Source organism: Nocardia sp. CDC153, from assembly GCF_035818515.1.
Taxonomy (GTDB): Bacteria; Actinomycetota; Actinomycetes; order Mycobacteriales; family Mycobacteriaceae; genus Nocardia.
Genome location: NZ_JAYKYU010000003.1, coordinates 416,275 through 439,528, shown reverse-complemented (window position 1 = coordinate 439,528; position 23,254 = coordinate 416,275). Strand labels below are relative to the sequence as shown.

The 23,254-nt window shown below is 65.5% G+C and carries 30 protein-coding genes; 21 read left to right on the top strand and 9 right to left on the bottom strand.

Annotated features, from left to right (window positions below; genetic code table 11):
* Positions 1-37: 37 nt before the first annotated feature.
* From VMT65_RS18725 to rplN, 4 genes are read right to left on the bottom strand one after another with little or no spacing between them, the layout of a single operon-like run.
* Positions 38-223: a type Z 30S ribosomal protein S14 gene (locus VMT65_RS18725; protein ID WP_029923637.1), complete on the bottom strand. Its 186-nt coding sequence runs from the start codon at positions 221-223 to the stop codon at positions 38-40.
* Positions 224-226: 3 nt separating this feature from the next.
* Entirely contained in the window at positions 227-793 is a 567-nt protein-coding gene (gene rplE / locus VMT65_RS18720) for a 50S ribosomal protein L5 (protein WP_326309577.1), read from the bottom strand.
* A gap of 1 nt (position 794) precedes the next feature.
* Entirely contained in the window at positions 795-1,109 is a 315-nt protein-coding gene (rplX, locus tag VMT65_RS18715; protein WP_040804283.1) for a 50S ribosomal protein L24, read from the bottom strand.
* A 2-nt stretch (positions 1,110-1,111) separates the two neighbouring features.
* Positions 1,112-1,480: a 50S ribosomal protein L14 gene (rplN, locus tag VMT65_RS18710; RefSeq protein WP_033090674.1), complete on the bottom strand. Its 369-nt coding sequence runs from the start codon at positions 1,478-1,480 to the stop codon at positions 1,112-1,114.
* A gap of 315 nt (positions 1,481-1,795) precedes the next feature.
* Here rplN and VMT65_RS18705 point away from each other — a divergent pair, with 315 nt between their 5' ends.
* Positions 1,796-3,829, top strand: a complete 2,034-nt coding sequence (locus VMT65_RS18705) for a M13 family metallopeptidase (RefSeq protein ID WP_326309573.1) — start codon at positions 1,796-1,798, stop codon at positions 3,827-3,829.
* Between the two features lie 98 nt (positions 3,830-3,927).
* On the top strand, positions 3,928-5,988 hold the full coding sequence (locus VMT65_RS18700; RefSeq protein WP_326309571.1) for a M13 family metallopeptidase: 2,061 nt from the start codon (positions 3,928-3,930) through the stop codon (positions 5,986-5,988).
* Positions 5,989-6,007: 19 nt separating this feature from the next.
* On the opposite strand, the gene yczR is transcribed toward VMT65_RS18700, so the two are convergent.
* Positions 6,008-7,432 (bottom strand): aminotransferase-like domain-containing protein, encoded by a 1,425-nt coding sequence (yczR, locus tag VMT65_RS18695; RefSeq protein WP_326309570.1) that lies wholly within the window; start codon positions 7,430-7,432, stop codon positions 6,008-6,010.
* A 64-nt stretch (positions 7,433-7,496) separates the two neighbouring features.
* On the opposite strand from yczR, the gene VMT65_RS18690 reads away from it, so the two are divergent.
* From VMT65_RS18690 to VMT65_RS18680, 3 genes are all read left to right on the top strand, one after another.
* The gene (locus VMT65_RS18690) at positions 7,497-7,829 is read left to right on the top strand and encodes a cupin domain-containing protein (RefSeq protein ID WP_326309569.1); all 333 of its coding nucleotides are present in this window, start codon (positions 7,497-7,499) and stop codon (positions 7,827-7,829) included.
* A gap of 802 nt (positions 7,830-8,631) precedes the next feature.
* Complete coding sequence (locus VMT65_RS18685; protein WP_326309568.1) at positions 8,632-9,531, top strand: helix-turn-helix domain-containing protein; 900 nt, start codon at positions 8,632-8,634, stop codon at positions 9,529-9,531.
* On the top strand, positions 9,528-9,716 hold the full coding sequence (locus VMT65_RS18680; RefSeq protein ID WP_326309566.1) for a DUF397 domain-containing protein: 189 nt from the start codon (positions 9,528-9,530) through the stop codon (positions 9,714-9,716). The genes VMT65_RS18685 and VMT65_RS18680 overlap by 4 nt, the downstream gene beginning before the upstream one ends.
* A gap of 42 nt (positions 9,717-9,758) precedes the next feature.
* Here the strand turns inward: VMT65_RS18680 and VMT65_RS18675 are convergent, their stop codons facing one another.
* Together VMT65_RS18675 and VMT65_RS18670 are read right to left on the bottom strand one after the other, a co-directional pair.
* Positions 9,759-9,884 (bottom strand): hypothetical protein, encoded by a 126-nt coding sequence (locus VMT65_RS18675; RefSeq protein WP_326309564.1) that lies wholly within the window; start codon positions 9,882-9,884, stop codon positions 9,759-9,761.
* A 42-nt stretch (positions 9,885-9,926) separates the two neighbouring features.
* The gene (locus tag VMT65_RS18670; protein ID WP_326309563.1) at positions 9,927-10,481 is read right to left on the bottom strand and encodes a hypothetical protein; all 555 of its coding nucleotides are present in this window, start codon (positions 10,479-10,481) and stop codon (positions 9,927-9,929) included.
* 231 nt (positions 10,482-10,712) lie between these two features.
* Between VMT65_RS18670 and rpsH the strand changes: the two genes are divergently transcribed.
* The 12 genes from rpsH to VMT65_RS18610 all read left to right on the top strand — a co-directional run bounded on the left by rpsH (position 10,713) and on the right by VMT65_RS18610 (position 18,245).
* The gene (gene rpsH, locus VMT65_RS18665; protein WP_326309562.1) at positions 10,713-11,111 is read left to right on the top strand and encodes a 30S ribosomal protein S8; all 399 of its coding nucleotides are present in this window, start codon (positions 10,713-10,715) and stop codon (positions 11,109-11,111) included.
* A gap of 14 nt (positions 11,112-11,125) precedes the next feature.
* The gene (rplF, locus tag VMT65_RS18660; RefSeq protein ID WP_326309561.1) at positions 11,126-11,665 is read left to right on the top strand and encodes a 50S ribosomal protein L6; all 540 of its coding nucleotides are present in this window, start codon (positions 11,126-11,128) and stop codon (positions 11,663-11,665) included.
* Positions 11,666-11,668: 3 nt separating this feature from the next.
* Positions 11,669-12,076, top strand: coding sequence for a 50S ribosomal protein L18 (gene rplR, locus VMT65_RS18655; protein ID WP_326309560.1), 408 nt, complete (start codon positions 11,669-11,671; stop codon positions 12,074-12,076).
* 31 nt (positions 12,077-12,107) lie between these two features.
* Positions 12,108-12,752: a 30S ribosomal protein S5 gene (rpsE, locus tag VMT65_RS18650; protein ID WP_326309558.1), complete on the top strand. Its 645-nt coding sequence runs from the start codon at positions 12,108-12,110 to the stop codon at positions 12,750-12,752.
* A 1-nt stretch (position 12,753) separates the two neighbouring features.
* Positions 12,754-12,939 carry a 50S ribosomal protein L30 gene (rpmD, locus tag VMT65_RS18645; protein WP_326309557.1) on the top strand — a complete coding sequence of 62 codons (186 nt, stop codon included), beginning with the start codon at positions 12,754-12,756 and terminating at the stop codon, positions 12,937-12,939.
* The gene (rplO, locus tag VMT65_RS18640; protein WP_326309556.1) at positions 12,936-13,379 is read left to right on the top strand and encodes a 50S ribosomal protein L15; all 444 of its coding nucleotides are present in this window, start codon (positions 12,936-12,938) and stop codon (positions 13,377-13,379) included. The genes rpmD and rplO overlap by 4 nt, the downstream gene beginning before the upstream one ends.
* 153 nt (positions 13,380-13,532) lie before the next feature.
* Positions 13,533-14,852, top strand: coding sequence for a preprotein translocase subunit SecY (gene secY / locus VMT65_RS18635; protein WP_326309555.1), 1,320 nt, complete (start codon positions 13,533-13,535; stop codon positions 14,850-14,852).
* On the top strand, positions 14,849-15,394 hold the full coding sequence (locus VMT65_RS18630) for an adenylate kinase (protein ID WP_326309554.1): 546 nt from the start codon (positions 14,849-14,851) through the stop codon (positions 15,392-15,394). Before secY ends, VMT65_RS18630 begins: the two co-directional genes overlap by 4 nt.
* Positions 15,395-16,195, top strand: coding sequence for a type I methionyl aminopeptidase (gene map, locus VMT65_RS18625; protein ID WP_326309553.1), 801 nt, complete (start codon positions 15,395-15,397; stop codon positions 16,193-16,195).
* 352 nt (positions 16,196-16,547) lie between these two features.
* A complete protein-coding gene (locus VMT65_RS18620; protein WP_326309552.1) occupies positions 16,548-16,877 on the top strand; it encodes a hypothetical protein in 330 nt (109 codons plus the stop codon).
* Positions 16,878-16,960: 83 nt separating this feature from the next.
* On the top strand, positions 16,961-17,374 hold the full coding sequence (locus tag VMT65_RS18615) for a nuclear transport factor 2 family protein (protein WP_326309551.1): 414 nt from the start codon (positions 16,961-16,963) through the stop codon (positions 17,372-17,374).
* A 52-nt stretch (positions 17,375-17,426) separates the two neighbouring features.
* Positions 17,427-18,245: an SDR family NAD(P)-dependent oxidoreductase gene (locus VMT65_RS18610; protein ID WP_326309550.1), complete on the top strand. Its 819-nt coding sequence runs from the start codon at positions 17,427-17,429 to the stop codon at positions 18,243-18,245.
* Between the two features lie 27 nt (positions 18,246-18,272).
* On the opposite strand, the gene VMT65_RS18605 is transcribed toward VMT65_RS18610, so the two are convergent.
* Both VMT65_RS18605 and dtd read right to left on the bottom strand, forming a co-directional pair.
* Positions 18,273-18,869: an AAA family ATPase gene (locus VMT65_RS18605; protein WP_326309549.1), complete on the bottom strand. Its 597-nt coding sequence runs from the start codon at positions 18,867-18,869 to the stop codon at positions 18,273-18,275.
* A gap of 35 nt (positions 18,870-18,904) precedes the next feature.
* Positions 18,905-19,348, bottom strand: coding sequence for a D-aminoacyl-tRNA deacylase (gene dtd, locus VMT65_RS18600; protein ID WP_326310294.1), 444 nt, complete (start codon positions 19,346-19,348; stop codon positions 18,905-18,907).
* A gap of 157 nt (positions 19,349-19,505) precedes the next feature.
* Between dtd and VMT65_RS18595 the strand changes: the two genes are divergently transcribed.
* The 4 genes from VMT65_RS18595 to VMT65_RS18580 all read left to right on the top strand — a co-directional run bounded on the left by VMT65_RS18595 (position 19,506) and on the right by VMT65_RS18580 (position 23,226).
* Positions 19,506-21,518 carry a hypothetical protein gene (locus tag VMT65_RS18595; protein WP_326309547.1) on the top strand — a complete coding sequence of 671 codons (2,013 nt, stop codon included), beginning with the start codon at positions 19,506-19,508 and terminating at the stop codon, positions 21,516-21,518.
* Positions 21,515-22,303: an ESX secretion-associated protein EspG gene (locus VMT65_RS18590; protein ID WP_326309546.1), complete on the top strand. Its 789-nt coding sequence runs from the start codon at positions 21,515-21,517 to the stop codon at positions 22,301-22,303. Before VMT65_RS18595 ends, VMT65_RS18590 begins: the two co-directional genes overlap by 4 nt.
* A gap of 102 nt (positions 22,304-22,405) precedes the next feature.
* Positions 22,406-22,735, top strand: coding sequence for a hypothetical protein (locus tag VMT65_RS18585; RefSeq protein WP_326309545.1), 330 nt, complete (start codon positions 22,406-22,408; stop codon positions 22,733-22,735).
* Positions 22,732-23,226, top strand: coding sequence for a YbaB/EbfC family nucleoid-associated protein (locus tag VMT65_RS18580; protein WP_326309544.1), 495 nt, complete (start codon positions 22,732-22,734; stop codon positions 23,224-23,226). The genes VMT65_RS18585 and VMT65_RS18580 overlap by 4 nt, the downstream gene beginning before the upstream one ends.
* The last annotated feature ends 28 nt before the right edge of the window (positions 23,227-23,254 follow it).

The window sequence follows — 23,254 nt, the reverse complement described above, 5'->3', positions numbered from 1 at the left end:
TGGGGTTTGGTATTACGCGGTCACGAGGACCGGTAAGTCACCAGGACGACTTGTGGACGCCCGGGAGTTCGCCGCGGTGGGCCATCTCGCGCAGGCAGACTCGGCACAGGCCGAACTTGCGGTAGACGGCGTGCGGGCGGCCGCAGCGCTGGCAGCGGGTGTAGGCACGCACCGCGAACTTCGGCTTGGCGTTGGCCTTGTTGATCAGAGCCTTCTTAGCCATGGATCAGTTCTCCTTGAACGGGAAGCCGAGGTGCTTGAGCAGGGCGCGGCCTTCTTCGTTGTTGGTGGCGGTGGTCACCACGGTGATGTCCATACCACGCGGACGGTCGATCTTGTCGACGTCGATCTCGTGGAACATCGACTGCTCGGAGAGACCGAAGGTGTAGTTGCCGTGGCCGTCGAACTGCTTCGGCGAGAGACCGCGGAAGTCGCGGATACGCGGAAGAGCGATGGAGATCAGACGGTCCAGGAACTCCCACATGCGGTCGCCGCGCAGGGTGACCTTCGCGCCGATCGGCATGCCCTCACGCAGCTTGAACTGCGCGATGGACTTGGTGGCCTTGCGGATCTCGGGCTTCTGGCCGGTGATCAGGGTGAGGTCGGCGACCGCACCGTTGATCAGCTTCGCGTCACGGGCGGCGTCGCCGACACCCATGTTCACGACGACCTTCACCACGCCGGGGATCTGCATGACGTTGGCGTAGTCGAATTCCTGCTGCAGCGCGGGCTTGATTTCCTCGCGGTAGCGGGTCTTCAGGCGCGGCTGCACCTTGTTCTCGGTAGAAGTCATCTCAGATGTCCTTCCCGTTGCGACGGGAGATGCGGACCCGCTTGCCGTTCTCATCGGTGCGGTAGCCCACGCGGGTCGGCTTGCCGTCGGAGTCGACGACCATCACGTTGGAGGCCTGGATCGGCGCTTCCTGGGTGACGATGCCGCCCGAGCTGGCGCCACGCTGGTTCGCGGAATTCGCGACGTGCTTCTTGATGCGGTTCACGCCCTCGACCAGGACCTTGCCGGTCGCCGGGTAGGCCTGGATGACCTTGCCCTTGGCGCCCTTGTCCTTGCCCGAGATCACGATGACCGTGTCGCCCTTGTGCACCTTCATAGTTAGAGCACCTCCGGGGCCAGCGAGACGATCTTCATGAAACGCTTCTCACGCAGCTCACGGCCGACCGGGCCGAAGATGCGGGTGCCACGCGGATCGTTGTCCGCCTTGATGAGCACCGCGGCGTTCTCGTCGAACTTGATGTACGAACCATCCGGGCGACGACGCTCCTTGACGGTGCGCACGACGACGGCCTTGACGACCTCGCCCTTCTTGACGTTGCCACCGGGGATGGCGTCCTTCACGGTGGCGACGATGATGTCGCCGATACCGGCATAGCGACGCGACGAACCACCGAGAACGCGGATGCAGAGGATCTCCTTGGCACCCGTGTTGTCGGCGACGCGCAGTCGCGACTCCTGCTGAATCACTTCAGCTCCTCCTAGACCTGGACGAAATGCACGCCGGATTGCCGACCCGACGGGCATGGTCAGTTGCCCTTCAAACGCGCGCCTGCCAGCGGTTTTTCACCAAGCTGGAGATCAACCACTGTGGGTTCGCGGCCGAAGTGCGGGGCAGAGCTCCCGCAGGCAACCGGTCAAGTGTAGCGAAGCCCCAGGTCGGACCCAAATCGGGGTGAGCGGACACACGGCGGGCGCGGATTCAGGTGTTCCTCAGCGAGGTCGGTTAGCGTCGGCGCGAGCAACGTACGAGCTATCCCGATTATCCGGTAGAGGAGATTCGCGTTGTCCGAGCGTCCGGCTCTCGACCGCCGCAAGTTCTTGATCGCGTTGGGCCTGGTTCCTACCGTGGCCGTGCTGACCTCCTGCAATAAGGACGACAAACCCAAGCAGCTGATCGGGCCGGACATGTCCGGGTCGAATCCGGCGATCCGGCCGCAGGACGATCTGTACCGGTTCGTCAACGGGAAGTGGCTCGACGAATACCAACTGCCGCCGGACAAGGTCTCCTTCGGCACCTTCGCCGAGGTGCAGGAGCGGGTGCAGCAGCAGCTCAAGGAGATCATCGAGGGGATCCACAACCCCAAGCCCGGCTCGAACGAGCAGAAGATCCGCGATATCTACGACGCGCGGATGGACAAGGACGAGATCGAGAAGCTCGGCATGACGCCGCTGCAGGATCTGTTCGATCAGATAGACAAGGCCGCGGCCAAGCCGGATCTGGCGAAGGTGATGGGCGGACTGCCCGGTGTCGGGCTGATCGGTCTCGGCGTGGGACCCGACCCAAAGGACTCCAATGCCTATCTGCCGTCGGTCTCGCAGGCCGGGCTCGGGCTGGATCAGCAGTACTACAGCGACCCCAAATACGCCGACAAGCTCGCCGCGTACCGGACCTACATGCAGCGCATCGCCACGGGGGCGGGGTTCGCGGACCCGGCGGCGCTGGCGAACCGGGTCGTCGACCTCGAGACGCGGATCGCCGGATTCCATTGGGACAATGTCAAACTGCGCGACACCGACGCCACCTACAACCTGAAGAGCTGGGCCGAGTTGACCGCGCTCGGACCGCAATTCGATTGGGATCCTTGGCTTTCCGGCACCACCGACCGCCCCAAGAGCCTCTTCGACCGGATCGACGTGGGCGAGCCGTCGTTCATCACCGGCGCCGCCCAGCTGTGGGCCGATGTCGATATCGCCGCCTGGCGTGAGTATTTGAAGCTCGGGCTGGTGCGCGCCTTCGCCACCTACCTACCCAAGGCCATCGCCGATCCGAACTTCGACTTCTTCGGCACGCAGATGCAGGGGCTGAAGCAACGGCCGGAGCAGTGGAAGTCGGCGGTGCTCACCGTGAACAACACTGTGGGCGAGGCGCTCGGAAAACTGTACGTGGACAAGCATTTTCCGCCCGAGGCCAAGAAGCGGGCGCTGGAGATGGTCGGCGATCTGCGCGCCGCCTACAAGGAGAACTTCCAGAATTCGACGTGGATGTCGCCATCCACCCGGCAGGCGGCCATCGCCAAGCTCGAGAAGATCGATGCCAAGATCGGCTACCCGGACAAATGGGAGGACTACTCCAAACTCACCGTCACCCGGGGCAAGCTCATCGAATCCCTGCGCGCCTCGGACGCTTTCGAGACCAAGCGCATGTTCGATCGATTGGGGACGCCGGTGGACAAGTCGGAGTGGGGCATGCCGCCGCAGACGGTGAACGCCTACTACAACCCCAGCGGCAACGAGATCGTGTTCCCCGCCGCGTTCCTGCAGCCGCCGTTCTTCGATCCGGATGCCGAACCCGCGGTGAACTACGGCGCGGGCGGCGCGGTCATCGGCCACGAGATCGGGCACGGATTCGATGACCAGGGCTCCAAATACGACGCCGACGGCAATCTGAAGGACTGGTGGACCCCCGAGGACAAGGCGGCGTTCCAGGCCAAGACCCAGCAGCTCATCGACCAGTACAACGCGCTGGTGCCGGCGGGACTGCCGCCGGACCAGCACGTGAACGGCGAGCTGACCGTCGGTGAGAATCTGGCGGATCTGCGCGGACTGGAGATTTCGCTGGCGGCCTACCGCATGGTCGAGAAGCGCAACGGGACCGCCCCGCCCGACTACAAGCCGATGTTCGAATCCTGGGGCCGGACCTGGCGGACCAAGATGACGACCGAGGCGCTGGAGAATCAGCTCGCCAGCGATCCGCATTCCCCGGCGGAATTCCGGTGCAACCAGGTGGTCAAGAACCTCGCCGAGTTCTACGCCACCTATGACGTCAAGGAAGGCGACAAGGAGTATCTGCCGCCGGACCAGCGCGTCACGCTCTGAGAGTCGGCTCGAGCGAGTTCACAGGTGCGCGACACCCCGCGCGGGGCTGCCATCCCCGGTAGCCTCGCGTCGGTATTCGCAGCTTCGGGGAGAGGTAAGTGCCTGTGACATCGTCGGGTCGTCCGGCCGGTTTCGACCGTCGCCGTTTTCTGATCGCACTGGGTCTCGCGCCTGCCGTCGCCACGCTGGCGGCGTGTTCGAATGATTCGAAGAATACGGTCACCTCGACCCAGCTCACCGGCCCCGACCTGTCCGGTTCGGATGCGACCGTGCGTCCGCAGGACGATCTGTACCGATTCGTCAATGGCAAATGGCTGCAGGACTATTCACTGCCCGCGGACAAGGTGTCGTTCGGCACCTTCGACGAGGTCGGCGATCGGGTGCAGGGCCAGTTGCGCGAGATCATCGAGGGCATCAAGGACCCCAAACCCGATACCGCCGAGCAGCAGATCCGCGACCTGTACGACGCGCGCATGGATGTGGACACCATCGAGAAGCTGGGCATGACGCCGCTGAACGAGATGTTCGCCGATATCGACAAGGCGGCGGGCAAGCCGGAATTGGCGAAGGTGATGGCCCAGCTGCCGATCGGCGGTCTGATCGGGCTGGGCGTTTCGGTGGACCGGAAGAACTCCAGCGCGCACATCGCCTCGGTCGGGCAGTCCGGTATCGGATTGAGCGAGCAGTACTACCGCAAGCCCGAATACGCCGACAAGCTGGCCGGATACAAGACCTTCCTGGAGAAGATCGCAACCGGCGCGGGTTTCCCGGATCCGGTCGCCATGGCGGGGCGGGTGCTCGATCTGGAGACGAAGATCGCCTCCCACTTCTGGGACAACATCAAGCTGCACAACACCGAGGCCAGCTACAACAAGATGTCGTGGAACGACATGGTGGCGCTGGCGCCGCAATTCGATTGGGACCCCTGGCTTTCCGGCAATACCGATCGTCCCAAGAGCCTGTTCGCGACGGTGATCGTGGCCGAGCCGTCCTTTATCACCGGCGCGGGACAGCTGTGGCACGACGTGGATATCGCGGTGTGGCGGGAGTATCTGAAGCTGTCGGTGGTGCGGGAGTACGCGCGATTCCTGCCGCAGGCGATCGCCGACGCCAATTTCGAATTCTTCGGGACCGTGATGAGCGGGCTGCAGCAGCGGCCGGAGCGGTGGAAGTCCGCGGTCTCGACCGTGGATTCGAATCTGGGCGAGCAGCTCGGAAAACTGTACGTGGCCAAGCATTTCCCGCCCGAGGCCAAGCAGCGGGCGCTGGATATGGTCGCCGACTTCATCGCCGCCTACAAGGAGAATTTCACCAACTCGACCTGGATGTCGCAGCCGACCAAGGACGCCGCGCTGGTCAAACTGGACAAGATGGGCGTGAAGATCGGCTACCCGGACAAGTGGGAGGACTACAGCGGTCTGAAGATCACTCGCGGGCAGCTCATCCAATCCCTGCGCGCGGTCAATGTTTTCGGCGCGAAGAAGATGTTCGACAAGCTGGACAAGCCGGTCGACAAGACCGAGTGGGGCATGACGCCGCAGACGGTGAATGCCTACTACCAGCCGGTCAACAATGAAATCGTCTTCCCGGCGGCGTTTTTGCAGCCGCCGTTCTTCGACGCCAATGCCGAGCCCGCCGTGAACTACGGCGCGGGCGGGGCGGTGATCGGCCACGAGATCGGGCACGGGTTCGACGATCAGGGCTCCAAATACGATGCCGACGGCAATCTGAAGGATTGGTGGACGCCCGCGGATCGCGCCAAGTTCGAGGAGCGCACCAAAAAGCTCGTCGACCAGTACAACGGGCTGGTTCCGCAGGGGCTCGATCCTGCGCACCACGTGGACGGCACCCTCACGCTGAGTGAGAACGTCGCCGACAATCGCGGTCTGCAAATGGCTTTCGCGGCGTACCGCATCAATCAGAAGCGCGCGGGCGTCGAGAATCCGTCCTATAAGGACATGCTCGAGGCCTGGGGACGCAACTGGCGGTCCAAGCAGACCACGCAATACACCGAGAATCTGATCGCCAATGACAGCCACTCGCCCGATGAGTTCCGGGCCAATCAGGTGGTGCGGAATCAGGCCGAGTTCTACGCCACCTTCGAGGTGAAGGAGGGCGACAAGCTGTTCCTTGCCGAGGATCAGCGCGCCACCTTCTGAGCCGGTCTTCCGATTCGGCTCAGACGGCCAGCGGCGGCGGTGTGACGACCCGACGCGCGGGCGGGTGATAGGCCCGCCACGCGGCGGCGAGACGTTCGACCGCCGCCTCCAGCACGGTGTCCGGGTGGCGGAAGTGCAGGCGGATGTGGTGGTCGCTGCCGCCGCTGGGATCGAGGCCGGATCCGGCGAGGATGGCGATGCCGTGGCGCACGGCGGTCTGCGCGAACGAGGTGCCGTCGCCGTAAGGCAGTCGCACCCAGAGGGTTTGGCCGCCCTCGACCGGCGGGACCTCCCACTCCGGTAGCGCGGCGGTGAGTTTCGCGCGCAACAGGTCGTGGCCGGTGCGCAGGCGGGTGGCGCGCCGCGGGGCCGTGGTGTCGATGCACGGGATCAGGGTGGTCGCGGCGAGCTGGGCGGGCAGGTTTCCGCCCAGGTCGTGGACCGCGCGCAGCCGGGTGAGGCGGGCGATCACCGGCTCCGAGGCCCGAATCCAGCCGACGCGCAGCCCGCCCCAGATGTTCTTGCTCAGCGAGCCGATGGAGATGACCTCGTCCGCGTCGGCGGCCAGGGGCGGTGGAACCTCGACGCCGGGGAAACCGAGATCGGCGGTGATCTCGTCGGCGATGAGCGGAACATCGTGCGCCGCAGCCACTTCCGCGATCCGTCGGCGCTGGAGCCCGGAAAGAACAGCGCCGGTGGGGTTTTGGAAGGTCGGTGTCGCGTAGGCGAGCACCGGCCGGTGGGTTCGCAGCGTCGCCTCGAAGCCGGCGAATCCGATCGGCAGCGTGGTGAGCACGGCCGCCTCCTCGTGGAAGGCTTCCAATGCGCCCGGGTAGGTGGGTGTTTCGACCAGCACCCGATCCCCCGGCCGCACGAGCGCCCGCGCCAGCAGCGACAGCGCCTGCTGGCCGCCATTGGTGACGAGTATCCGTTCGGCCCCGGTCGGCGCGCCCAGCCGCGTATACCGCTCCGCGATGGCCGCCCGCAACGGCGGATAACCCGCTGGGTGGTAACCGATTTCGGCCGTCATGCCCGCGAGCACCGGCACCATCTCGGCGTAGGCCTGGGTCACCTCCTTCGGCGGCGCTTCCGGCGCGGCGCAGGCCAGCGAGATCACATCCGCCTGCGGCTCCAGCAGATTCAAGAACATCGGCGCACTGGTGGTGTCGCTGGTCGGCTCGACAACGCCACCGGCCACCCGCGTTCCACTCCCGCGCCGCCGCACGATCCGACCCTCGGACTCCAGCAGTTCGTAGGCCGCGATCACGGTATTGCGCCCCACCGCCAACTGTTTCGCGAACACCCGATCCGGTGGCAACACCGCCCCCGCCGCCAACTCCCCGTCATCGATCAACTGCCGAAGCCGCCCCGCCAACAGCACATACAACGGCCCCCGCCCCGACGACCACCGCCCCAACCGCTCGGTCACCTCAATTGGATCCATAATGGAACCAATTCTCCCCGATTGGCCCTGCTCTCACCACCCTCCGACCCCGACGATTGTCCCCATGACCGAAACACTCACCGCCGCATCCATCCCCGCCACCCTCGCCACCCTCCCCGGCCCCTTCCAGCAGCGAGAACTGGCCCGAGTCAACGACTCCGTCATCCGCGTAGCCCAAATCCACGGCGAATTCCCCTGGCACCACCACGACGAAGACGAACTCTTCCTCTGCTGGGACGGCACCTTCCGCCTCGAACTCGAAAACCACGCCCCCGTAACCCTCACCCCCGGCGAGCTTTTCACCGTCCCGCGCGGGGTCCGTCACCGCCCGGTAGCCGACGAGCCCGCCCACGTCGTCCTGATCGAACGCCCCGAAACCACCCAATACGGCAACTGATCACCGGAGATCCGCCGCACGCGCCGCTGCGGTGGATCGGTCCCTCGATCCACGTATTGCCGCACGCTCGGCAGTGGCCAGCGCTGCGCCACGGCATCGACCAGGGCGATCGAGATGGCCAGTGCGGCAATCCCAACGGCTGCCTTGCGCACTTCAGTCCCGATGTGTCCTTCGGCGTTTCACGGGGTGCGACCGTACAGCTTCGATAGGCCGCATCGGGCGCGCCTCGCGTTCCTCGTCGCGGAGTCCGAGTAGTTGGGTGAGCGCACCGCAATCGCCACTGGTGTGGCCGCGACCAGGCGTGCACTCGCCATGGCGCGCGAGCAGCGCGCGCAGTTCCAGATCGGTCAGCGGTCGGGTCATCGGGATCCTGTAGTGCGAAACCATCGAATACACACCGTCACCCGGCTCGGTGTCGGCCGTGTTGGCGGTGTCGGTTGTGAAGGGGGACTCGGGCGAGGTGGTGGCCGCCCACGACGAGGAGCGCGTCACTCGGCGTGGGCGGAGTCGGGGAGCGGTCATCGGTGATGCCCCAGTAGATCGTCGCGACAATGAGCAGAACCGACAGCGCGGCGAGAACCAAAGACCAGATATCCAAAGGCATTACAACCATCTCCTCATCGATGGTGTTAGCGGAGAGCGGATTCGGTGGCGGCTTGGATGCGCGCTGTCCTCGCCTGCGCCCAGTAGACACCTCGAAATGCCTGTGCGAAAAGTAGAATGGCTAGATTGCGTGAGATCCACCGGAATTACATGAAGGAACGTTTCATCGCGAATCAACCCAGATAGCGAGAGTAACGAAATGACTGGATCTACCATTCCCAGAAGGGCATTCGGTCGCTTTCTCCGTACGCTTCGCGAACGGTCGCAAAAGAGCATGCTGACAGCCGGTTTGGCGATCGATGTTTCGCCGCCGACAATCCTGCGGTTGGAGGATGGATTGCCGTCGAAGGTTTCCACACCACAGATCGAAAAGCTGCTCGACGTCTATCAAGCGACGTCCACCGAGCGCGCAGAGGCACTCGAGATGTGGGACGTGGTCAAACGGCAGGACAAGTTGGCCAAGGCGCAGGGGCAGAGCAAAGGCTGGTGGCAGGGGTACAGCGACGTCTACAAGACCTACTTCGATCATTACCTGCGACTCGAGGCGGCCGCGACATGCCTGACCTCGCATCAACTCGTACTTGTGCCGGGCCTTCTGCAAGCTTCGGAATACCGTCGCGCGATCATCAGGGCTACCGTCCCCGACATGTCAGCGGTCGATACCGAACGTCTGCTGGAACTGGCCGCGCGTCGGCAACAGCGCCTTATCGACGATGATCTGAACCTCGTTGCGCTGCTGTCGGAGTCGGTGTTGCTGCACCAACCCGGTGGCTCGAGCGTCTTGGTCGGTCAGCTGCTTCATCTCGCCGAAATGAGTGAGCGGCCGAACGTGTCGGTGCGGGTCGTCCGCCATGGCGCGGGCATGCATCCCGGGCTGATAGTCCAGTCGTTCACACTTCTCGAATTCCCGTCTATGGCAACCAAATTGGTCGAGCCACCGGTTGTCTACGCCGAAGGCGCGGAAGGTGCTCTCTACCTCGAGCGAACCGACGTGATCGATCGCTATCGACAGGCCATAGCTGGGATGGGAGCGGTAGCGTTGAGTGAGGAAGCCACCAGGGATCTGGTGTGGAAAATGGTGAGGGAGCGCTCAGCATGACCGAGATGCCGCCAACGGGTAAGTGGTTCAAGTCCAGTCGATCCGCCCAAGCCAATGAGTGCGTTGAGATCTTCCTCGCCGACGGGCGCGTTGGAATCAGGGACAGCAAGGACCGTGGCTCGGAGCTGTGGTTCCGCGCCGACCAGTGGGACACCTTTCTCGCCAGCGGCGTCTGGCAGCGCTGATCCGCTCGATTGGTCGTTGCCGCACCGGCACGACGGCCAGCCTCAGTCGTCCAGCCGCTCCTCGCCGAACACGGCGTCGATCTGCGCGCGTTCCTCGGCACCGCTTCCCGCATCCGCGAAGCGGGCAAGAAGGGATTTGAGCTCGGTCGTCGTGATGGCCCGATTCATGCTGCAATCATGGCGGCCGATGCTGTGCGTCGCTACATCAATTCACGGGCAGGCGGATAGGGCGGCGTCTTTGGCGTTGAAGTAGCGGTCTTGGGCGGACATGAAGTTGTCCTCGTTGCCGGTGCCTTGGCCGAGGTTGGTCCATTCGGTGGCGAATGCTGTTGCGGCTTGGGAGTATTCGGTCAGGGTGGAGGTGAAGGCGGCGGGGGTGGGGGCGGTGGAGAGGGCGTCGCCTACCTGTTTGGCGGCGGCGTTGAGGGCGGTGGCGGCGTCGGTGATGGCGGGCAGGGTGGCCTCGGCGGAGGCGTGTTCGTTCAGGCGTTGTTTGACGGTCTCGAGTTTGAGGCTGGCCTCGACGGCGGCGGAGAAGAAGGCGCTGCAGACCGAGTTCTGACGGCTGGCCGCCTGTGCGGAGGTGGCGGCGGCCGCGGAGCTGGCGGCCACCGATGAGCGGTAGGCGGTGACATCGGCCTCGTTGGCGACGCCTTGGCCGTCGATGACGGTCGTGCACCCGACCGCCGCCAGGCTCGCGCCTACGGCCGCGACGGCGAGCAGCGTCCCGATTGTCCGTTCCAGCGTTCCCATGACACGTTTCACAGCTCCTCCTCGGCCCCCCGATTTGGTGGCTGATCTGCGGTTGTCTACACTAGACCGGTTGCTCGGGCACAGCTGTGTCCATTCGCGCCTGGCGCGGGTGGCGTTGCTCCGGGCGCAAGTGCTCAATCCGGTCGGGCAACCCCGGCTGGACCGCCCCTATTTGTCGTAGGCCCACGACCGCCCTTTGACGGTGCTGAATGGGAACCGCGGCGAGAGAGGTAACGGTCGAACATGACCATGACCGATCCCATCGCAGACTTTTTGACCCGTCTGCGCAACGCCAACTCGGCGTACCACGATCAGGTGAAGGCTCCGCACTCGAAGCTCAAGGCGAACATCGCCGAGATCCTCAAGCGCGAGGGCTACATCGCCGACTACCGCACCGAAGACGCGAACGTCGGCAAGACCCTGATCGTCGACCTGAAGTACGGCCCCTCGCGTGAGCGCTCCCTGCAGGGCGTCCGCCGCGTGTCGAAGCCGGGTCTCCGGGTTTACGCGAAGTCCACCAACCTGCCCAAGGTGCTCGGCGGCCTCGGCGTGGCGATTATCTCCACGTCCTCCGGTCTGCTCACTGACCGTCAGGCCAAGCAGCAGGGCGTGGGCGGCGAAGTCCTCGCCTACGTCTGGTAAGGGAGGTAGGAACAATGTCGCGTATCGGTAAGAAGCCGATCCCGGTTCCCGCCGGAGTCGAGGTGACCATCGACGGCCAGAACATCACCGTGAAGGGTTCCAAGGGCACCCTGTCGCACGTGGTGGCCGAGCCGATCACCGTCACCAAGGCCGAGTCGGGTGAGCTCGAGGTGGTTCGTCCCAACGACGAGCGCCAGAACCGCTCCCTGCACGGTCTGACCCGCACCCTGATCAACAACATGATCATCGGTGTGACGCAGGGCTACGAGAAGAAGATGGAAATCTTCGGCGTCGGTTACCGCGTGCAGGCCAAGGGCTCGAACCTCGAGTTCGCCCTGGGCTACAGCCACCCGGTCCCGGTCGACGCCCCCGAGGGCATCACCTTCGCGGTGGAGTCCCCGACCAAGTTCTCGGTGTCCGGCATCGACAAGCAGAAGGTCGGCCAGATCGCCGCGGTGATCCACGGCCTGCGTAAGCCCGATCCGTACAAGGGCAAGGGCATCCGCTACGCCGGTGAGGTCGTTCGCCGCAAGGTCGGAAAGACGGGTAAGTAAGCCATGGCACAAACCGAAAAGCAGAAGGCCGCTCGTAAGCCGATCGGCACCGACGTCTCGACCGCGCGTCGTCTGTCCAAGGCGCGTCGTCACTTCCGTCTGCGCAAGAAGATCGCAGGCACCACCGAGCGTCCGCGCCTGGTGGTCAACCGCTCCTCGCGCCACATCCACGCTCAGCTGATCGACGACACCGTCGGCAAGACCATTGCCGCCGCGTCGACCATCGAGGCCGATGTGCGTGCCGTCGAGGGCGACAAGTCCGCCAAGGGCGCCAAGGTCGGCGAGCTCATCGCCGCCCGCGCCAAGGCTGCCGGTGTCGAGGCGGTCGTGTTCGACCGTGGTGGTCATGACTACCACGGCCGCATCGCGGCGCTCGCCGACGCCGCCCGTGAAGGTGGGCTGAAGTTCTGATGATCAACACTGCGAACGAAGGGAACGTCTGATGCCGGGACGTCAGCGGCGTGACGGCGGAAACGGTCCCGCCGGACAGAATGGTGGCAACAACGACCGCGATCAGCGCGGTGGCGGTCGCGACCGCCGCGGCGGCAACGATCGTCGGGACAATGCCGCCGAGAAGAACCAGCTCGAGCGCGTCGTCGCGATCAACCGCGTCTCCAAGGTCGTGAAGGGTGGTCGTCGCTTCAGCTTCACCGCCCTCGTGATCGTCGGTGACGGCAACGGTCTGGTCGGTGTCGGCTACGGCAAGGCCAAGGAAGTTCCCGCGGCCATCCAGAAGGGTGTCGAAGAGGCTCGCAAGAACTTCTTCCGCGTTCCGATGATCGGCTCCACGGTCACCCACCCGGTTCAGGGTGAGGCCGCGGCCGGTGTCGTCATGCTGCGTCCGGCTTCGCCCGGTACCGGTGTGATCGCCGGTGGCGCCTGCCGTGCCGTGCTGGAATGCGCTGGCATCCATGATGTTCTGGCCAAGTCGCTCGGTAGCGACAACGCCATCAACGTCGTGCACGCCACCGTCGCTGCCCTCAAGCAGCTGCAGCGTCCCGAAGAGGTCGCGGCCCGTCGTGGCCTGCCCCTCGAGGACGTCGCTCCTGCGGGCATGCTGCGTGCGCGCGCGGGACAGGGAGTCTGATATGGCACAGCTGAAAGTGACCCAGGTCAAGTCCAGCATCGGCGCCAAGGCGAATCAGCGCGAGTCGCTGCGCACCCTCGGGCTGCGCAAGATCCGCCAGTCCGTGGTGCGTGAGGACAACGCGCAGAACCGCGGCCTGATCAACGTCGTGCGCCACCTCGTTGTTGTAGAGGAGGTCAACGCATGACCATCAAGTTGCATCACCTGCGTCCTGCCCCCGGTTCCAAGACCGAGAAGACCCGTGTGGGTCGCGGTGAGGGTTCCAAGGGCAAGACCGCGGGCCGCGGTACCAAGGGTACGAAGGCTCGCAAGAACGTCCCGGTCCGCTTCGAGGGCGGTCAGATGCCGATTCACATGCGTCTGCCCAAGCTCAAGGGCTTCACCAACCCGTTCCGCACCGAGTACCAGGTCGTGAACGTCGGTGACATCGCCCGCGTGTTCCCCGAGGGCGGCACCATCGGCAAGGCCGAGCTGGTCGCCAAGGGCCTGGTTCGCAAGAACGAGCTCGTGAAGGTGCTCGCCGAGGGCGAAATCGCTGTGGCCGTGCAGGTTTCGGCGGACAAGTTCTCCGGCTCCGCCAAGGAGAAGATCGTCGCGGCCGGTGGCACCGCCACCGAGCTGGCCTGACGGTAACCTGAAGTAGCAATGACACCGGGCGAGTCGCGAGCTCGCCCGGTGTCGCTGTTAAAGTTCAAGTGTTGTCTGCCAACACCGTCATGGTTCTCGGCGTTCCCATCGCTGAATCCGTGGCCTGACCCATGTCGTTAGCCAGGAGGATCTGTGCTTTCCGCCTTCGTGTCGGCTTTCCGGACCCCGGACTTACGGCGGAAGATTCTCTTCACGCTGGGACTGATCGCGCTCTACCGGCTCGGTGCGTCGCTGCCCTCGCCGGGCGTCAGTTACAAGAACGTTCAAGAATGCGTCAATCTGGTCAACGGCGGTGACTCCGCCGGTATCTACCAGCTCATCAATCTCTTCTCCGGTGGCGCGCTGCTGCAGCTGTCGGTGTTCGCGATCGGCATCATGCCGTACATCACGGCGAGCATCATTATTCAGCTGCTGACCGTCGTCATTCCGCGGTTCGAGGAACTGCGCAAAGAAGGCCAAGCGGGTCAGAACAAGATGACCCAGTACACGCGCTATCTGTCTGTCGCGTTGGCCGTGCTGCAGTCGACCGGTCTGGTCGCGCTCGCCTCCCGCGGACAGCTGCTGCGTGGCTGCCCCAAGGACATTCTCGACGACACCTCGATCTTCGGCATGATCATCATCGTGCTGGTCATGACCGCGGGCGCGGCCCTGGTCATGTGGTTCGGCGAGCAGATCACCGAACGCGGCATCGGTAACGGCATGTCGCTGTTGATCTTCGCGGGCATCGCGGCCCGTATCCCCTCCGAGGGCAAGATGATCTACGACAGCCGCGGCTGGATCACCACCACCCTGGTGGCGTGCGCCGCGCTCGTGGTCATCGTCGGCGTCATCTTCGTCGAGCAGGGCCAGCGCCGGATTCCGGTGCAGTACGCCAAGCGCGTGGTCGGCCGCAAGATGTACGGCGGGTCCTCGACCTATCTGCCGTTGAAGGTGAACCAGGCGGGTGTCATCCCGGTCATCTTCGCGTCCTCGCTGCTGTACCTGCCGAACCTGTTGGCGCAGTTGACCCAGAAGTCCTCGGGCAACCCGGCCAAGTGGCAGGAGTTGATCCAGAAGTATCTGGTCAACCCGAGCAACCCGGTCTACGTGGGCATCTACTTCGCGTTGATCGTGTTCTTCACCTACTTCTATGTCGCGATCACCTTCAATCCGGAGGAGCGCGCGGACGAGATGAAGAAGTTCGGCGGCTTCATTCCGGGCTACCGTCCGGGCAAGCCGACCGCCGACTACCTGAACTACGTCCTGAGCCGAATCACCCTCCCCGGCTCCATCTACCTCGGTGCTGTCGCTGTTCTGCCGAACCTGCTCCTCGGGATCGGGGCCTCGGGCGGTGTGACCAACCTGCCGTTCGGTGGTACCGCGGTGCTGATCATTGTGAGCGTCGGCCTCGATACCGTGAAACAGATCGAGAGCCAGTTGATGAACCGAAACTACGAAGGGTTCCTGAAGTGAGACTCGTACTGCTCGGACCGCCCGGTGCCGGTAAAGGCACCCAGGCCGAACTGTTGTCGGAAAAGCTCGGTGTTCCGCACATCTCCACTGGAGCCCTGTTCCGCACGAACATCAGCCAGCAGACCCCGCTGGGCCGCGAGGCGCAGCAGTACCTCGACGCCGGGAACCTGGTTCCCTCCGACGTGACCAACCGCATGGTCGAGGCCCGCATCGCCGAGCCGGACGCCGTCAACGGCTTCATCCTCGACGGCTACCCGCGCACCGTGGATCAGGCCGAGGCGCTCGAGAAGATGCTCAAGGAGTCGGGCAAGGAGCTCGACGCCGTGCTGTCCTTCGTGGTCGATGAGGACGTGGTGGTCGAGCGCATGCTGGCCCGCGGCCGCGGCGACGACACCGAAGAGGTCATCCGCAACCGCATGCGCGTCTACCGCGAGGAGACCGAGCCGCTGCTGGACCACTACGACGGTTCGGTCGTGTCGGTCGAGGGCGTCGGCGAGATCGACGAGGTCAACGCGCGTGCGCTGAAGGCGCTGGGTCGCTGAATGGTCTTCGGCCGCAAGAGCAAGCGGGTGGTGCCCTTCCGCACCTCCGGTGAACTGGACGCCATGGCGGCGGCCGGCGCCATCGTCGGTCGCGCGCTGGTGGCGGTGCGGGCCGCCGCCAAGCCCGGGGTCTCCACCCTGGAGTTGGACGAGGTGGCCGAGTCGGTGATCCGTGAGGCCGGGGCCATCCCGTCCTTCAAGGGCTACCACGGGTTCCCGGGTTCGATCTGCTCGTCGGTGAACGACCGTGTGGTGCACGGCATCCCGACCAAGGACGAGATCCTGGTCGAGGGCGACCTGGTGTCCATCGACTGCGGCGCCATCCTCGACGGCTGGCACGGCGACTCGGCCTGGACCTTCGGCGTCGGCACCATCATCGAGGCCGACCGCCTGCTGTCGGAGGCCACCCGCCTGTCCATGGAGGCGGGCATCGCCGCCATGCTCCCCGGCAACCGCCTCTCGGACGTCTCGCACGCCATCGAGCAGGGCACCTACGCCGCGGAGAAGCTGCACGACCGCAAGTACGGCATCGTCTCCGGCTACGGCGGCCACGCCATCGGCCGCGAAATGCACATGGACCCCTTCCTCCCCAACGAGGGCGCCCCCGGCAAGGGCCCGGAACTCCGCGTCGGCTCCGTCCTGGCCATCGAGCCCATGCTCACCCTCGGCACCACGGAAACCCATGAGCTGGACGACCATTGGACCGTCGTCACCGACGACGGCTCCCGCGCCGCCCACTGGGAACACACGGTAGCCGTCACCGAAGACGGCCCCCGAATCCTCACCCTCCGCCCGGAATAACCCCCGCCCAACGCTTTCCGCACCCGCCCGGCCTGCGCCGAGGCGGGTGCGGTCGTTTGCGCCGGGTTAGGATCGACGCCGCGTCGATTGTGGGAGGGGATTGTGTTGACGGGTGTGGGTGTCTTCGGCCCGTATGCCGGAATCGCTGCGGCTCCGCCGGGATCGCGCCTGGCGGTCACGATCTCGGACCGGGATCGTTGAACGTCTCGCTCCTCATCTCGGCCCCCGACGGTTCGCTGCAGACGCTTTCTATGGCCCGGCGACAAAGGACGGTGACGGCGTCATCGTCGTGGATCTGGCGGCCCAGCGGGTGACGGGTCTGTTCGCGGTGCCGACGAACGGAATGGTCCGGATGGCAGTGGATTTCGCCGCGAATACCGTCGTGATGACCGACAACGGCACCACGTACCCCGTCGATCTGGTGACCGACGCGCTCGTCGCCAAGGTCGGGGGCAGTGATTTCGGCGCGGTCGCGGTGGATCCCGAGCGGCACCGGGCCTATGTCGTCGAAAACAGCGGGGAGGGTTACCAATTGCGGGTCGTCGACACCGCGCGGCGCACCGACGGGACACCGTTCCGGACCGGCATGAAGTCGCTGGTCGGCTCGGCGGTCGATCCGCAATCGCACGTCGTCTACGCCCTGGTGGGCGACTCGGTCCTGTTCATCTCGGCCCCGGAGTGAGTCTTGAGACATGCGGTTCGCTCATGGTGGGTATGCGTGATTCTCGCTGTTCGCATGTCTGGGGCCGTCGTAGCGTCGATCGCATGAGCAGCGTGGAGAACAAGGAATTCATTCGAGCCGTGTTCGAGCAGATGGCCCTGTGTAATGGGAGGGCGCTCACCGACGCCATGGGGGACGAGTGTCGCTGGGTGTTTCCGGGGAATTGGTCGTGGTCGGGTACTTGGGCACCGAAAAATGTTGTGGTGCATGAGCTTTTGCGGCCGTTGATGGCGCAGTTCGTTGATGGGTATCGGATGGAGGCGGATCTGATTCTGGGCGATGGGGATCGGGTGGTGGTGCAGGCGCGGGGGTACGGGATCACCCGGGCGGGTGGGGAATACCGGCAGACCTACTGCTTCCTGTTCACCGTGGTCGAGGGGCGGATCGTCGAGGTTGTCGAGCACTGCGATACCGCGCTCGTGGAGGGGCTGCTGCGGCGGGTGGTGCGCGCTGCTTGATACTTCGGGCGTGGCACCCGGGAGGGGGGCTTGGGTCTGGTTCGATGGGGGCATGGCGGACAAGGTTGTTCTCATCACGGGCACTTCCAGTGGGATTGGGCTGGCGGTCGCCGGCGCGGCGGTCCGGGCGGGGTATACGACGGTGGCGACGCTGCGCGATCCTGGCAAGGCCGGGGCGGTGCTGGACACGGGTGCGGATGTCCGCCGCCTCGATGTCACCGATCCGGCCTCGATCGCCGAGTGCATAGACGGCGTGGTCGCCGACTATGGCCACCTGGACGCGGTGGTCAACAATGCGGGGGTCTCGGTGGTGGGCACCGTCGAGCATTTGCCCATGGCGGATATCCGCCGCGCTATGGAGGTGAACTTCTTCGGTGTGGTCGAGGTGACCAAGGCCGCCATGCCGCACCTGCGCGCCTCGAAGGGCCGCGTGGTGACGGTGACCAGTGTCGGCGGCGCGGTGGGCCAGCCGTTCAACGAGGCCTACTGCGCCGCGAAGTTCGCGGTCGAGGGTTTCATGCAGAGTCTGGAGCCGGTGGCTGCCACGGTCGGCGTCGGCGTGAGCGTCATCGAACCCGGCGCGGTGACAACGGAATTCGTCAACAACGCGGCCGTCGACATCCCCGCCGCCATTGCGGCCGCGGGCCCGTACGCGCCCGCGTTGGAGGCCTACATCAACCGCACCCGCGGGGCGTACAGCACCGCCCAGACCGCCGACGAGGTCGCCGAGGTGGTGCTGTCGGCCCTTACCGCCTACCCGGTCGTGTTCCGTTGGCAGACTTCGGATTTCGCCCGCTCCTTCGTCGCCGACAGCCTCTCGGATCTCGACGGTTCGATTGTCGCGGGCCTGACCTCCAAATGGGTGCGCTGACGCCTCGGCTCAAAACGGCGGAGCGGCTCAGAACCGAATATGCCTGATGGCCACCCGCGCTCGACGGAGCTGGGTGCGCAGCGGCCCATCGGTGTTCGGGGTCAGCGTGAGCCCGGAGGCGGCGGCAATCCGATCCGCCACCTCGCGCACCGCGATCTCGTCGGTGTGGATGTGTTCGGCGAATTCGGGTGCGGCCAGCGCGTCCAGACAGCGGTCGACCTGGGCGACGGCCCAGCGCTCGGGCCGCAGCCCGGCCCACTCGCGCTCCCGCAGCCGCCGCACCACGGTCTCGGGCCGGGCCATGAGCGCGAAATGCCGCACGTCATGGCCCATTTCGCGCAACCGCCCGACCGTCTCGGCGAAATAGGCGGGCTCGACCACGGTCATCGGCGCGATCACCGGCCCGTCGTGTTTGCGCAGCACCAGATCGAGCGTCTCGACCACGCCCTGCCGCCAGGCCGTCAGCTCCTGGAAGTCGGGCCGCAACTCCCGCGGGATCACCCGGTGCAGCCCGAATCCGACCTCCTCGGGATCGCACACCACGCTCCCGGGCAGTCGCCGATGCAGTTCGAACGCGGTCTGCGTCTTGCCCCCGCCGAACGGCCCGTTGATCCACAACAGCATGCCCGCCACCCTAGCCGCGACGGTATTGCCGCAGTTCAGGCTTCGAGCATCAGGGTGACGGGCCCGTCGTTGACGAGTTCGACGTGCATGTGAGCCCCGAACCGTCCGGTGGCGACGGTCGCGCCCAGCTCGCGCAGGGCGGCGGCGAAGGTATCCACCAGGGGCTCGGCGACCGGTCCCGGCGCGGCGGCGTTCCAGGAGGGGCGGCGGCCCTTGGCGGTGTCGGCGTAGAGGGTGAACTGGCTGATCACCAGGATGGGCGCGGACAGATCGGCGGCGGAGCGTTCACCGTCCAGGATGCGCAGGCGGAACAGCTTGTCGGCCAGTGCCTTCGCGGTGGCCTCGGTATCGGTGTGGGTGACACCGACCAAGGCGACCAGCCCCTGGGGTGCACCGTGCGCGGCCGGATCGATGCGCCCGACCACCGCGCCATCGACGCTGACCTGAGCCGATCTCACACGCTGCACCAGTATTCGCATGATCATCGATCTTCCCAGATAGCCGACTCGCGCCGACTTGGCTACCCTGGTCCCGCCGCGCATGCCCCGAATTTCCTTGTGCGCCATTGGGAGTTCACGACAGTAGGCTGTGCTGGCACGGATAGCGGAAAACTGGGCGGAGCGACAGTAGTTACCGATGGCAGACGATAACAAAGACAAGACAGCCTGGCCGGGACTCAAGCAGTTGGCGGACGCGGGGACGCTGAAATACGACCCCGGCGCGGCGGAACAGGGCGCACAGTATGTCGCCACCCTGATCGGCCAGCTGCTGGCGCTCAAGAAGGTGGCCTCGGGGGCCGGTCTCGATTCACTGCCGGATATCGGCACCCTGACCTCCGGCCACCTGATGGCCCACGCCTACAACGCGGCGGGCACCGCGCTGTTGAACGTCTTCGACACCCACGTCGCCATCCTCACCGACATGGGTCTGACCTTCGAGGCCGCGGGCCGGGCGTATCTGACCGCAGACCACGCCTCGGCGGACAACTTCCGGTACCAGCACACCCCCATGCCGACGACGGCCGCCGACATCAAACTGGATCCGCCGGGCAAGAAGAGCGCCGACGATATCGATGACGGCACCGACTTCCCGGACGACCTGGACAAATTCCGGAAGGATTCCGGCAAGACGAAGGCCGGTGTCGACCCCCATCTCGAGGCCAAGAAGTCGTTGCAGTGGAAGGACCTGTACGACCTCGGCCAGGCCATGAAGCCCGCCGCCTACGCCAGCGCGGGGGATATGTGGGTGTGGCTGAGCGGCCAGATCGACAAGTTCGTGGGCGACTTCAGCAACAATATCCAGAGCCTCAATGGCGAGTGGACCAGCAGCGTCCCGGGCGCTGGTGTCGATGCCGCGCAGGCGGCGGTGAAGCGTTACTGCGATGACCTGGCCCCGATCGTCGATGTCACCAAGACCACCGGCGATCTGCTGAACTACACCGCCGAGTGGATGACCTGCACCGCGGAGGACATGCCGGACACGCCGGAAGACCCCGACGACTGCGACGGCCCAGACATCGACGACTACCGCGACGACTGGCAGAGCGACTACCACGATCCGCTGCAGAACACCGCGGCGACGCTGCCGGTTATCTGCGGACCGACGGTCCTGCCGAAGACGGATAAGCCGGGAGACAAGCCCGGCGATAAACCGGGGGATAAGCCCGGGGACAAGCCGGGAGATAAACCCGGGGACAAGCCCGGCGACAAACCGGGGGATAAGCCCGGGGACAAGCCGGGAGACAAACCCGGCGACAGCCCGGGCGACAAGTCCGGCTCCGGCGGCGGTCCGTCGAGTTCCGGTGGCAGCCCGTCGAGTTCCGGCGGCACGCCGCATCCCTCGGCGAATATTCCCCCGCTGGAGGACAAGAAGGATCCCAACGCCAACAACCCGAAGGCGAACGACCCGAACGCCAAGAATCCCAACGGCACCAACCCGAACGGCACCAATCCCAACGGCACCGATCCGAACGGCACGAACCCCAATGGCACGAACCCGAATTCGTCGGTGCCGCGGGCAGGCAGCACCTCCGGTAGTTCCGGCCAGGATGGCCTGTCCAGTCTGACCAGTATGCTGAGCTCGCTGATGAGCGCGGCCTCGACCGGTGTGCAGGGCCTCTCGTCGCTGGGATCGGTGCTGCAGCAGCTCGGATCGAGCCTGGGCACCGGCGATATCGCGAAGCTGGCCGAGGCGCTCGGGGTGCCGCAGGACACGGTGACCAATGCGCTCGCCTCGCTCGAGCAGTCGCCCGACAAGCTGACCGAGCTGAAGCAGCTGCTCGGCCTGGACCCGGCCGCGGCGACCACCACCACCCCGCAGCCCGCCGCGGGCCTGCCGGGCGATGCCACCACCCCGGCGGGCGGGGCCGCGATCCCGTCGGCACCCGGGCAGGTGAACGCGATCCCGTTGGCACCGCAGGATTCCGGGCAGGTGAACGCGATTCCGTCCGCGCCGCCGGGTTCGCCCTCGTTCACCAACCTCTTCGGTCGCGCGGGCCTGGACGGCGAGCTCGCCCAGCCGGTGCTCGGTGTCGCGGCCGCCCCCGTGGTGACCGAGGGCGCGACCGCCGGAGCTGAACCCGCCCCGGTGGACTTCGTGGACGCGCTCTCGCACACGCTCGAAGCCCATGTCCCGGTGATCGAGTCATGAAATGGGAGCTCACCGATCTCGAATTCCAGGCGCTGTGTGACCGCTATCGGGGTGGCCGGATGCCCCGGCCGTTCCGGTTCACCAGCCGTATCGTGCTCGAAGACGACTACGAGCGGGAGATGTTCGAGACGCGCACCCGACTCGATGCCGAATTGGGCCCGGGCTTCGGTGTGGAATTCGAGACGATCGCGAATCCGGAAGTGTGGGTTGGCATTCAGGCCTGGATCGACACCGATTTCCGCAATCCGGCCACCCGCCTTCGGCTGGCGGGGGCGCGCCGGGGCCGCCGCGCCTTCGTGATCAAGCAGGAGCCCGCCGAATCCCTGGAACACTGCGGGAACATCACGCTGCTGGAATGCGAACCGGAGGCGATGCCCGCGCTGCTGATCGCCCAGCTGCCGCCGCGGGAGGCGGGCTGGCGGCCCGCGGTCTCGATCGTGAAGGAACCGCCGCCGCCGGACCTCTATGCGAGCTCGGCATCTGCGGCCTTCGACAGTTTCGAGGACACCACCGAAGCGCAAAGTCTGGCTTTCCTTTCCACGCCGGCCGAACTGACCGGCGCGGTGCGGGTGGTGCAGGGCCGGTCGAAGTACGGCCCGCGCGGCCGGGCGAAGGCGACATTGGTGTGGCGCGATCTGGCGGACGACGGCCGCTACCTGATCGACGTGGATCCCGAGACACCTATCGCCGTCGGTGTGGACGCTCACAAGTTCAGTTCGTATCTCGCCGGGTGCATCGACCGGATCCTGCAACAGATGGAGTGGCGTGGCGATTACGACGAGTGACCGCGGGGCGGTGCGGCGGGACGCCGCGTAACAACCGAATCTGCACTCCGCGTTAACTTTACGTCAACTGGCTGGCCGCTCATGGCTGTCAAGGTCAACAGCATGAGCGGTCGGCTGGAGTCCTACCACGATCTACTGGTAACCGCTTCGCGGAAGACCGGCGATGTGCGGGATGGCATTCAGGGCGTCGTGGACGCTCTCGTTTCTCGCACCGAGGCGCTGGGGGAGCCGTGGGGCGGCGACAGCCTGGGCAGCCAGTTCGCCAATGGTGAACAGGGATACCTGGCCAGCAAGAAGAACATCGTCGACGGCACCAAGAACATGGCCGGCACCTTCGGGAATTTCTCGAAGTCGCAGCAGGATTCGGCGGACGAGCTCGAGAAGACCGAGCAGGCCAATGCCGAGGCGTTCGGAGGCCAGTCGCAGCAATGAGCAACGAGTATCAGAAGGACGATCTCGCGGCCATTCTCGACGGTTTCGCCGACGAGATGCGCACCATCGTCGAGCTGCAGCGCCAGCGCGCGGCCCTGACCGCCTCCGCGACCGTGCGCGGCAAGCGAGTGACGGTCACGGTGAACGCCGACGGCACCGTCATCGAGACCCGATTCGGTTCCGGCATCGAGGAACTCGACTATCCGGAGATCGCCAAGGCGGTGACGGAGGCGGCCAAACAGGCAGCCGCGGAGGTGGCGCGCCAGAGTCGCGAAATCATGGCACCGGTGTCGCAGAACCGGCATCGGCTGCCCAAGCTGGCCGACATCATTCCCGGAATGCCGGATCTCAGTGAGGCATTGGCGATTCCCGATGCGCCGGTCGTCTCGACCGCGCCCCCGAAATCGCCGGAGCGACTCGGCGGATTCCAGGAATCCGTTTCCGATTCGGAGCAGCCGCGCCGAGGCGGAGCCACCGATTCCGGATGGTGATGCGAATTCGCCGGGTGAGGTAGCCGCG

Excerpts from the sequence above, each read along its gene's own strand:
- VMT65_RS18725 (WP_029923637.1), bottom strand. The coding sequence starts at position 223 with ATGGCTAAGAAGGCTCTGATCAACAAGGCCAACGCCAAGCCGAAGTTC.
- rplE (WP_326309577.1), bottom strand. The coding sequence starts at position 793 with ATGACTTCTACCGAGAACAAGGTGCAGCCGCGCCTGAAGACCCGCTAC.
- rplX (WP_040804283.1), bottom strand. The coding sequence starts at position 1,109 with ATGAAGGTGCACAAGGGCGACACGGTCATCGTGATCTCGGGCAAGGAC.
- yczR (WP_326309570.1), bottom strand. The coding sequence starts at position 7,432 with ATGGATCCAATTGAGGTGACCGAGCGGTTGGGGCGGTGGTCGTCGGGG.
- VMT65_RS18690 (WP_326309569.1), top strand. The coding sequence starts at position 7,497 with ATGACCGAAACACTCACCGCCGCATCCATCCCCGCCACCCTCGCCACC.
- VMT65_RS18685 (WP_326309568.1), top strand. The coding sequence starts at position 8,632 with ATGACTGGATCTACCATTCCCAGAAGGGCATTCGGTCGCTTTCTCCGT.
- VMT65_RS18680 (WP_326309566.1), top strand. The coding sequence starts at position 9,528 with ATGACCGAGATGCCGCCAACGGGTAAGTGGTTCAAGTCCAGTCGATCC.
- VMT65_RS18675 (WP_326309564.1), bottom strand. The coding sequence starts at position 9,884 with ATGAATCGGGCCATCACGACGACCGAGCTCAAATCCCTTCTTGCCCGC.
- rpsH (WP_326309562.1), top strand. The coding sequence starts at position 10,713 with ATGACCATGACCGATCCCATCGCAGACTTTTTGACCCGTCTGCGCAAC.
- rplF (WP_326309561.1), top strand. The coding sequence starts at position 11,126 with ATGTCGCGTATCGGTAAGAAGCCGATCCCGGTTCCCGCCGGAGTCGAG.
- rplR (WP_326309560.1), top strand. The coding sequence starts at position 11,669 with ATGGCACAAACCGAAAAGCAGAAGGCCGCTCGTAAGCCGATCGGCACC.
- rpsE (WP_326309558.1), top strand. The coding sequence starts at position 12,108 with ATGCCGGGACGTCAGCGGCGTGACGGCGGAAACGGTCCCGCCGGACAG.
- rpmD (WP_326309557.1), top strand. The coding sequence starts at position 12,754 with ATGGCACAGCTGAAAGTGACCCAGGTCAAGTCCAGCATCGGCGCCAAG.
- rplO (WP_326309556.1), top strand. The coding sequence starts at position 12,936 with ATGACCATCAAGTTGCATCACCTGCGTCCTGCCCCCGGTTCCAAGACC.
- map (WP_326309553.1), top strand. The coding sequence starts at position 15,395 with ATGGTCTTCGGCCGCAAGAGCAAGCGGGTGGTGCCCTTCCGCACCTCC.
- VMT65_RS18620 (WP_326309552.1), top strand. The coding sequence starts at position 16,548 with ATGGCAGTGGATTTCGCCGCGAATACCGTCGTGATGACCGACAACGGC.
- VMT65_RS18615 (WP_326309551.1), top strand. The coding sequence starts at position 16,961 with ATGAGCAGCGTGGAGAACAAGGAATTCATTCGAGCCGTGTTCGAGCAG.
- VMT65_RS18610 (WP_326309550.1), top strand. The coding sequence starts at position 17,427 with ATGGCGGACAAGGTTGTTCTCATCACGGGCACTTCCAGTGGGATTGGG.
- VMT65_RS18605 (WP_326309549.1), bottom strand. The coding sequence starts at position 18,869 with ATGCTGTTGTGGATCAACGGGCCGTTCGGCGGGGGCAAGACGCAGACC.
- dtd (WP_326310294.1), bottom strand. The coding sequence starts at position 19,348 with ATGCGAATACTGGTGCAGCGTGTGAGATCGGCTCAGGTCAGCGTCGAT.
- VMT65_RS18595 (WP_326309547.1), top strand. The coding sequence starts at position 19,506 with ATGGCAGACGATAACAAAGACAAGACAGCCTGGCCGGGACTCAAGCAG.
- VMT65_RS18590 (WP_326309546.1), top strand. The coding sequence starts at position 21,515 with ATGAAATGGGAGCTCACCGATCTCGAATTCCAGGCGCTGTGTGACCGC.
- VMT65_RS18585 (WP_326309545.1), top strand. The coding sequence starts at position 22,406 with ATGAGCGGTCGGCTGGAGTCCTACCACGATCTACTGGTAACCGCTTCG.
- VMT65_RS18580 (WP_326309544.1), top strand. The coding sequence starts at position 22,732 with ATGAGCAACGAGTATCAGAAGGACGATCTCGCGGCCATTCTCGACGGT.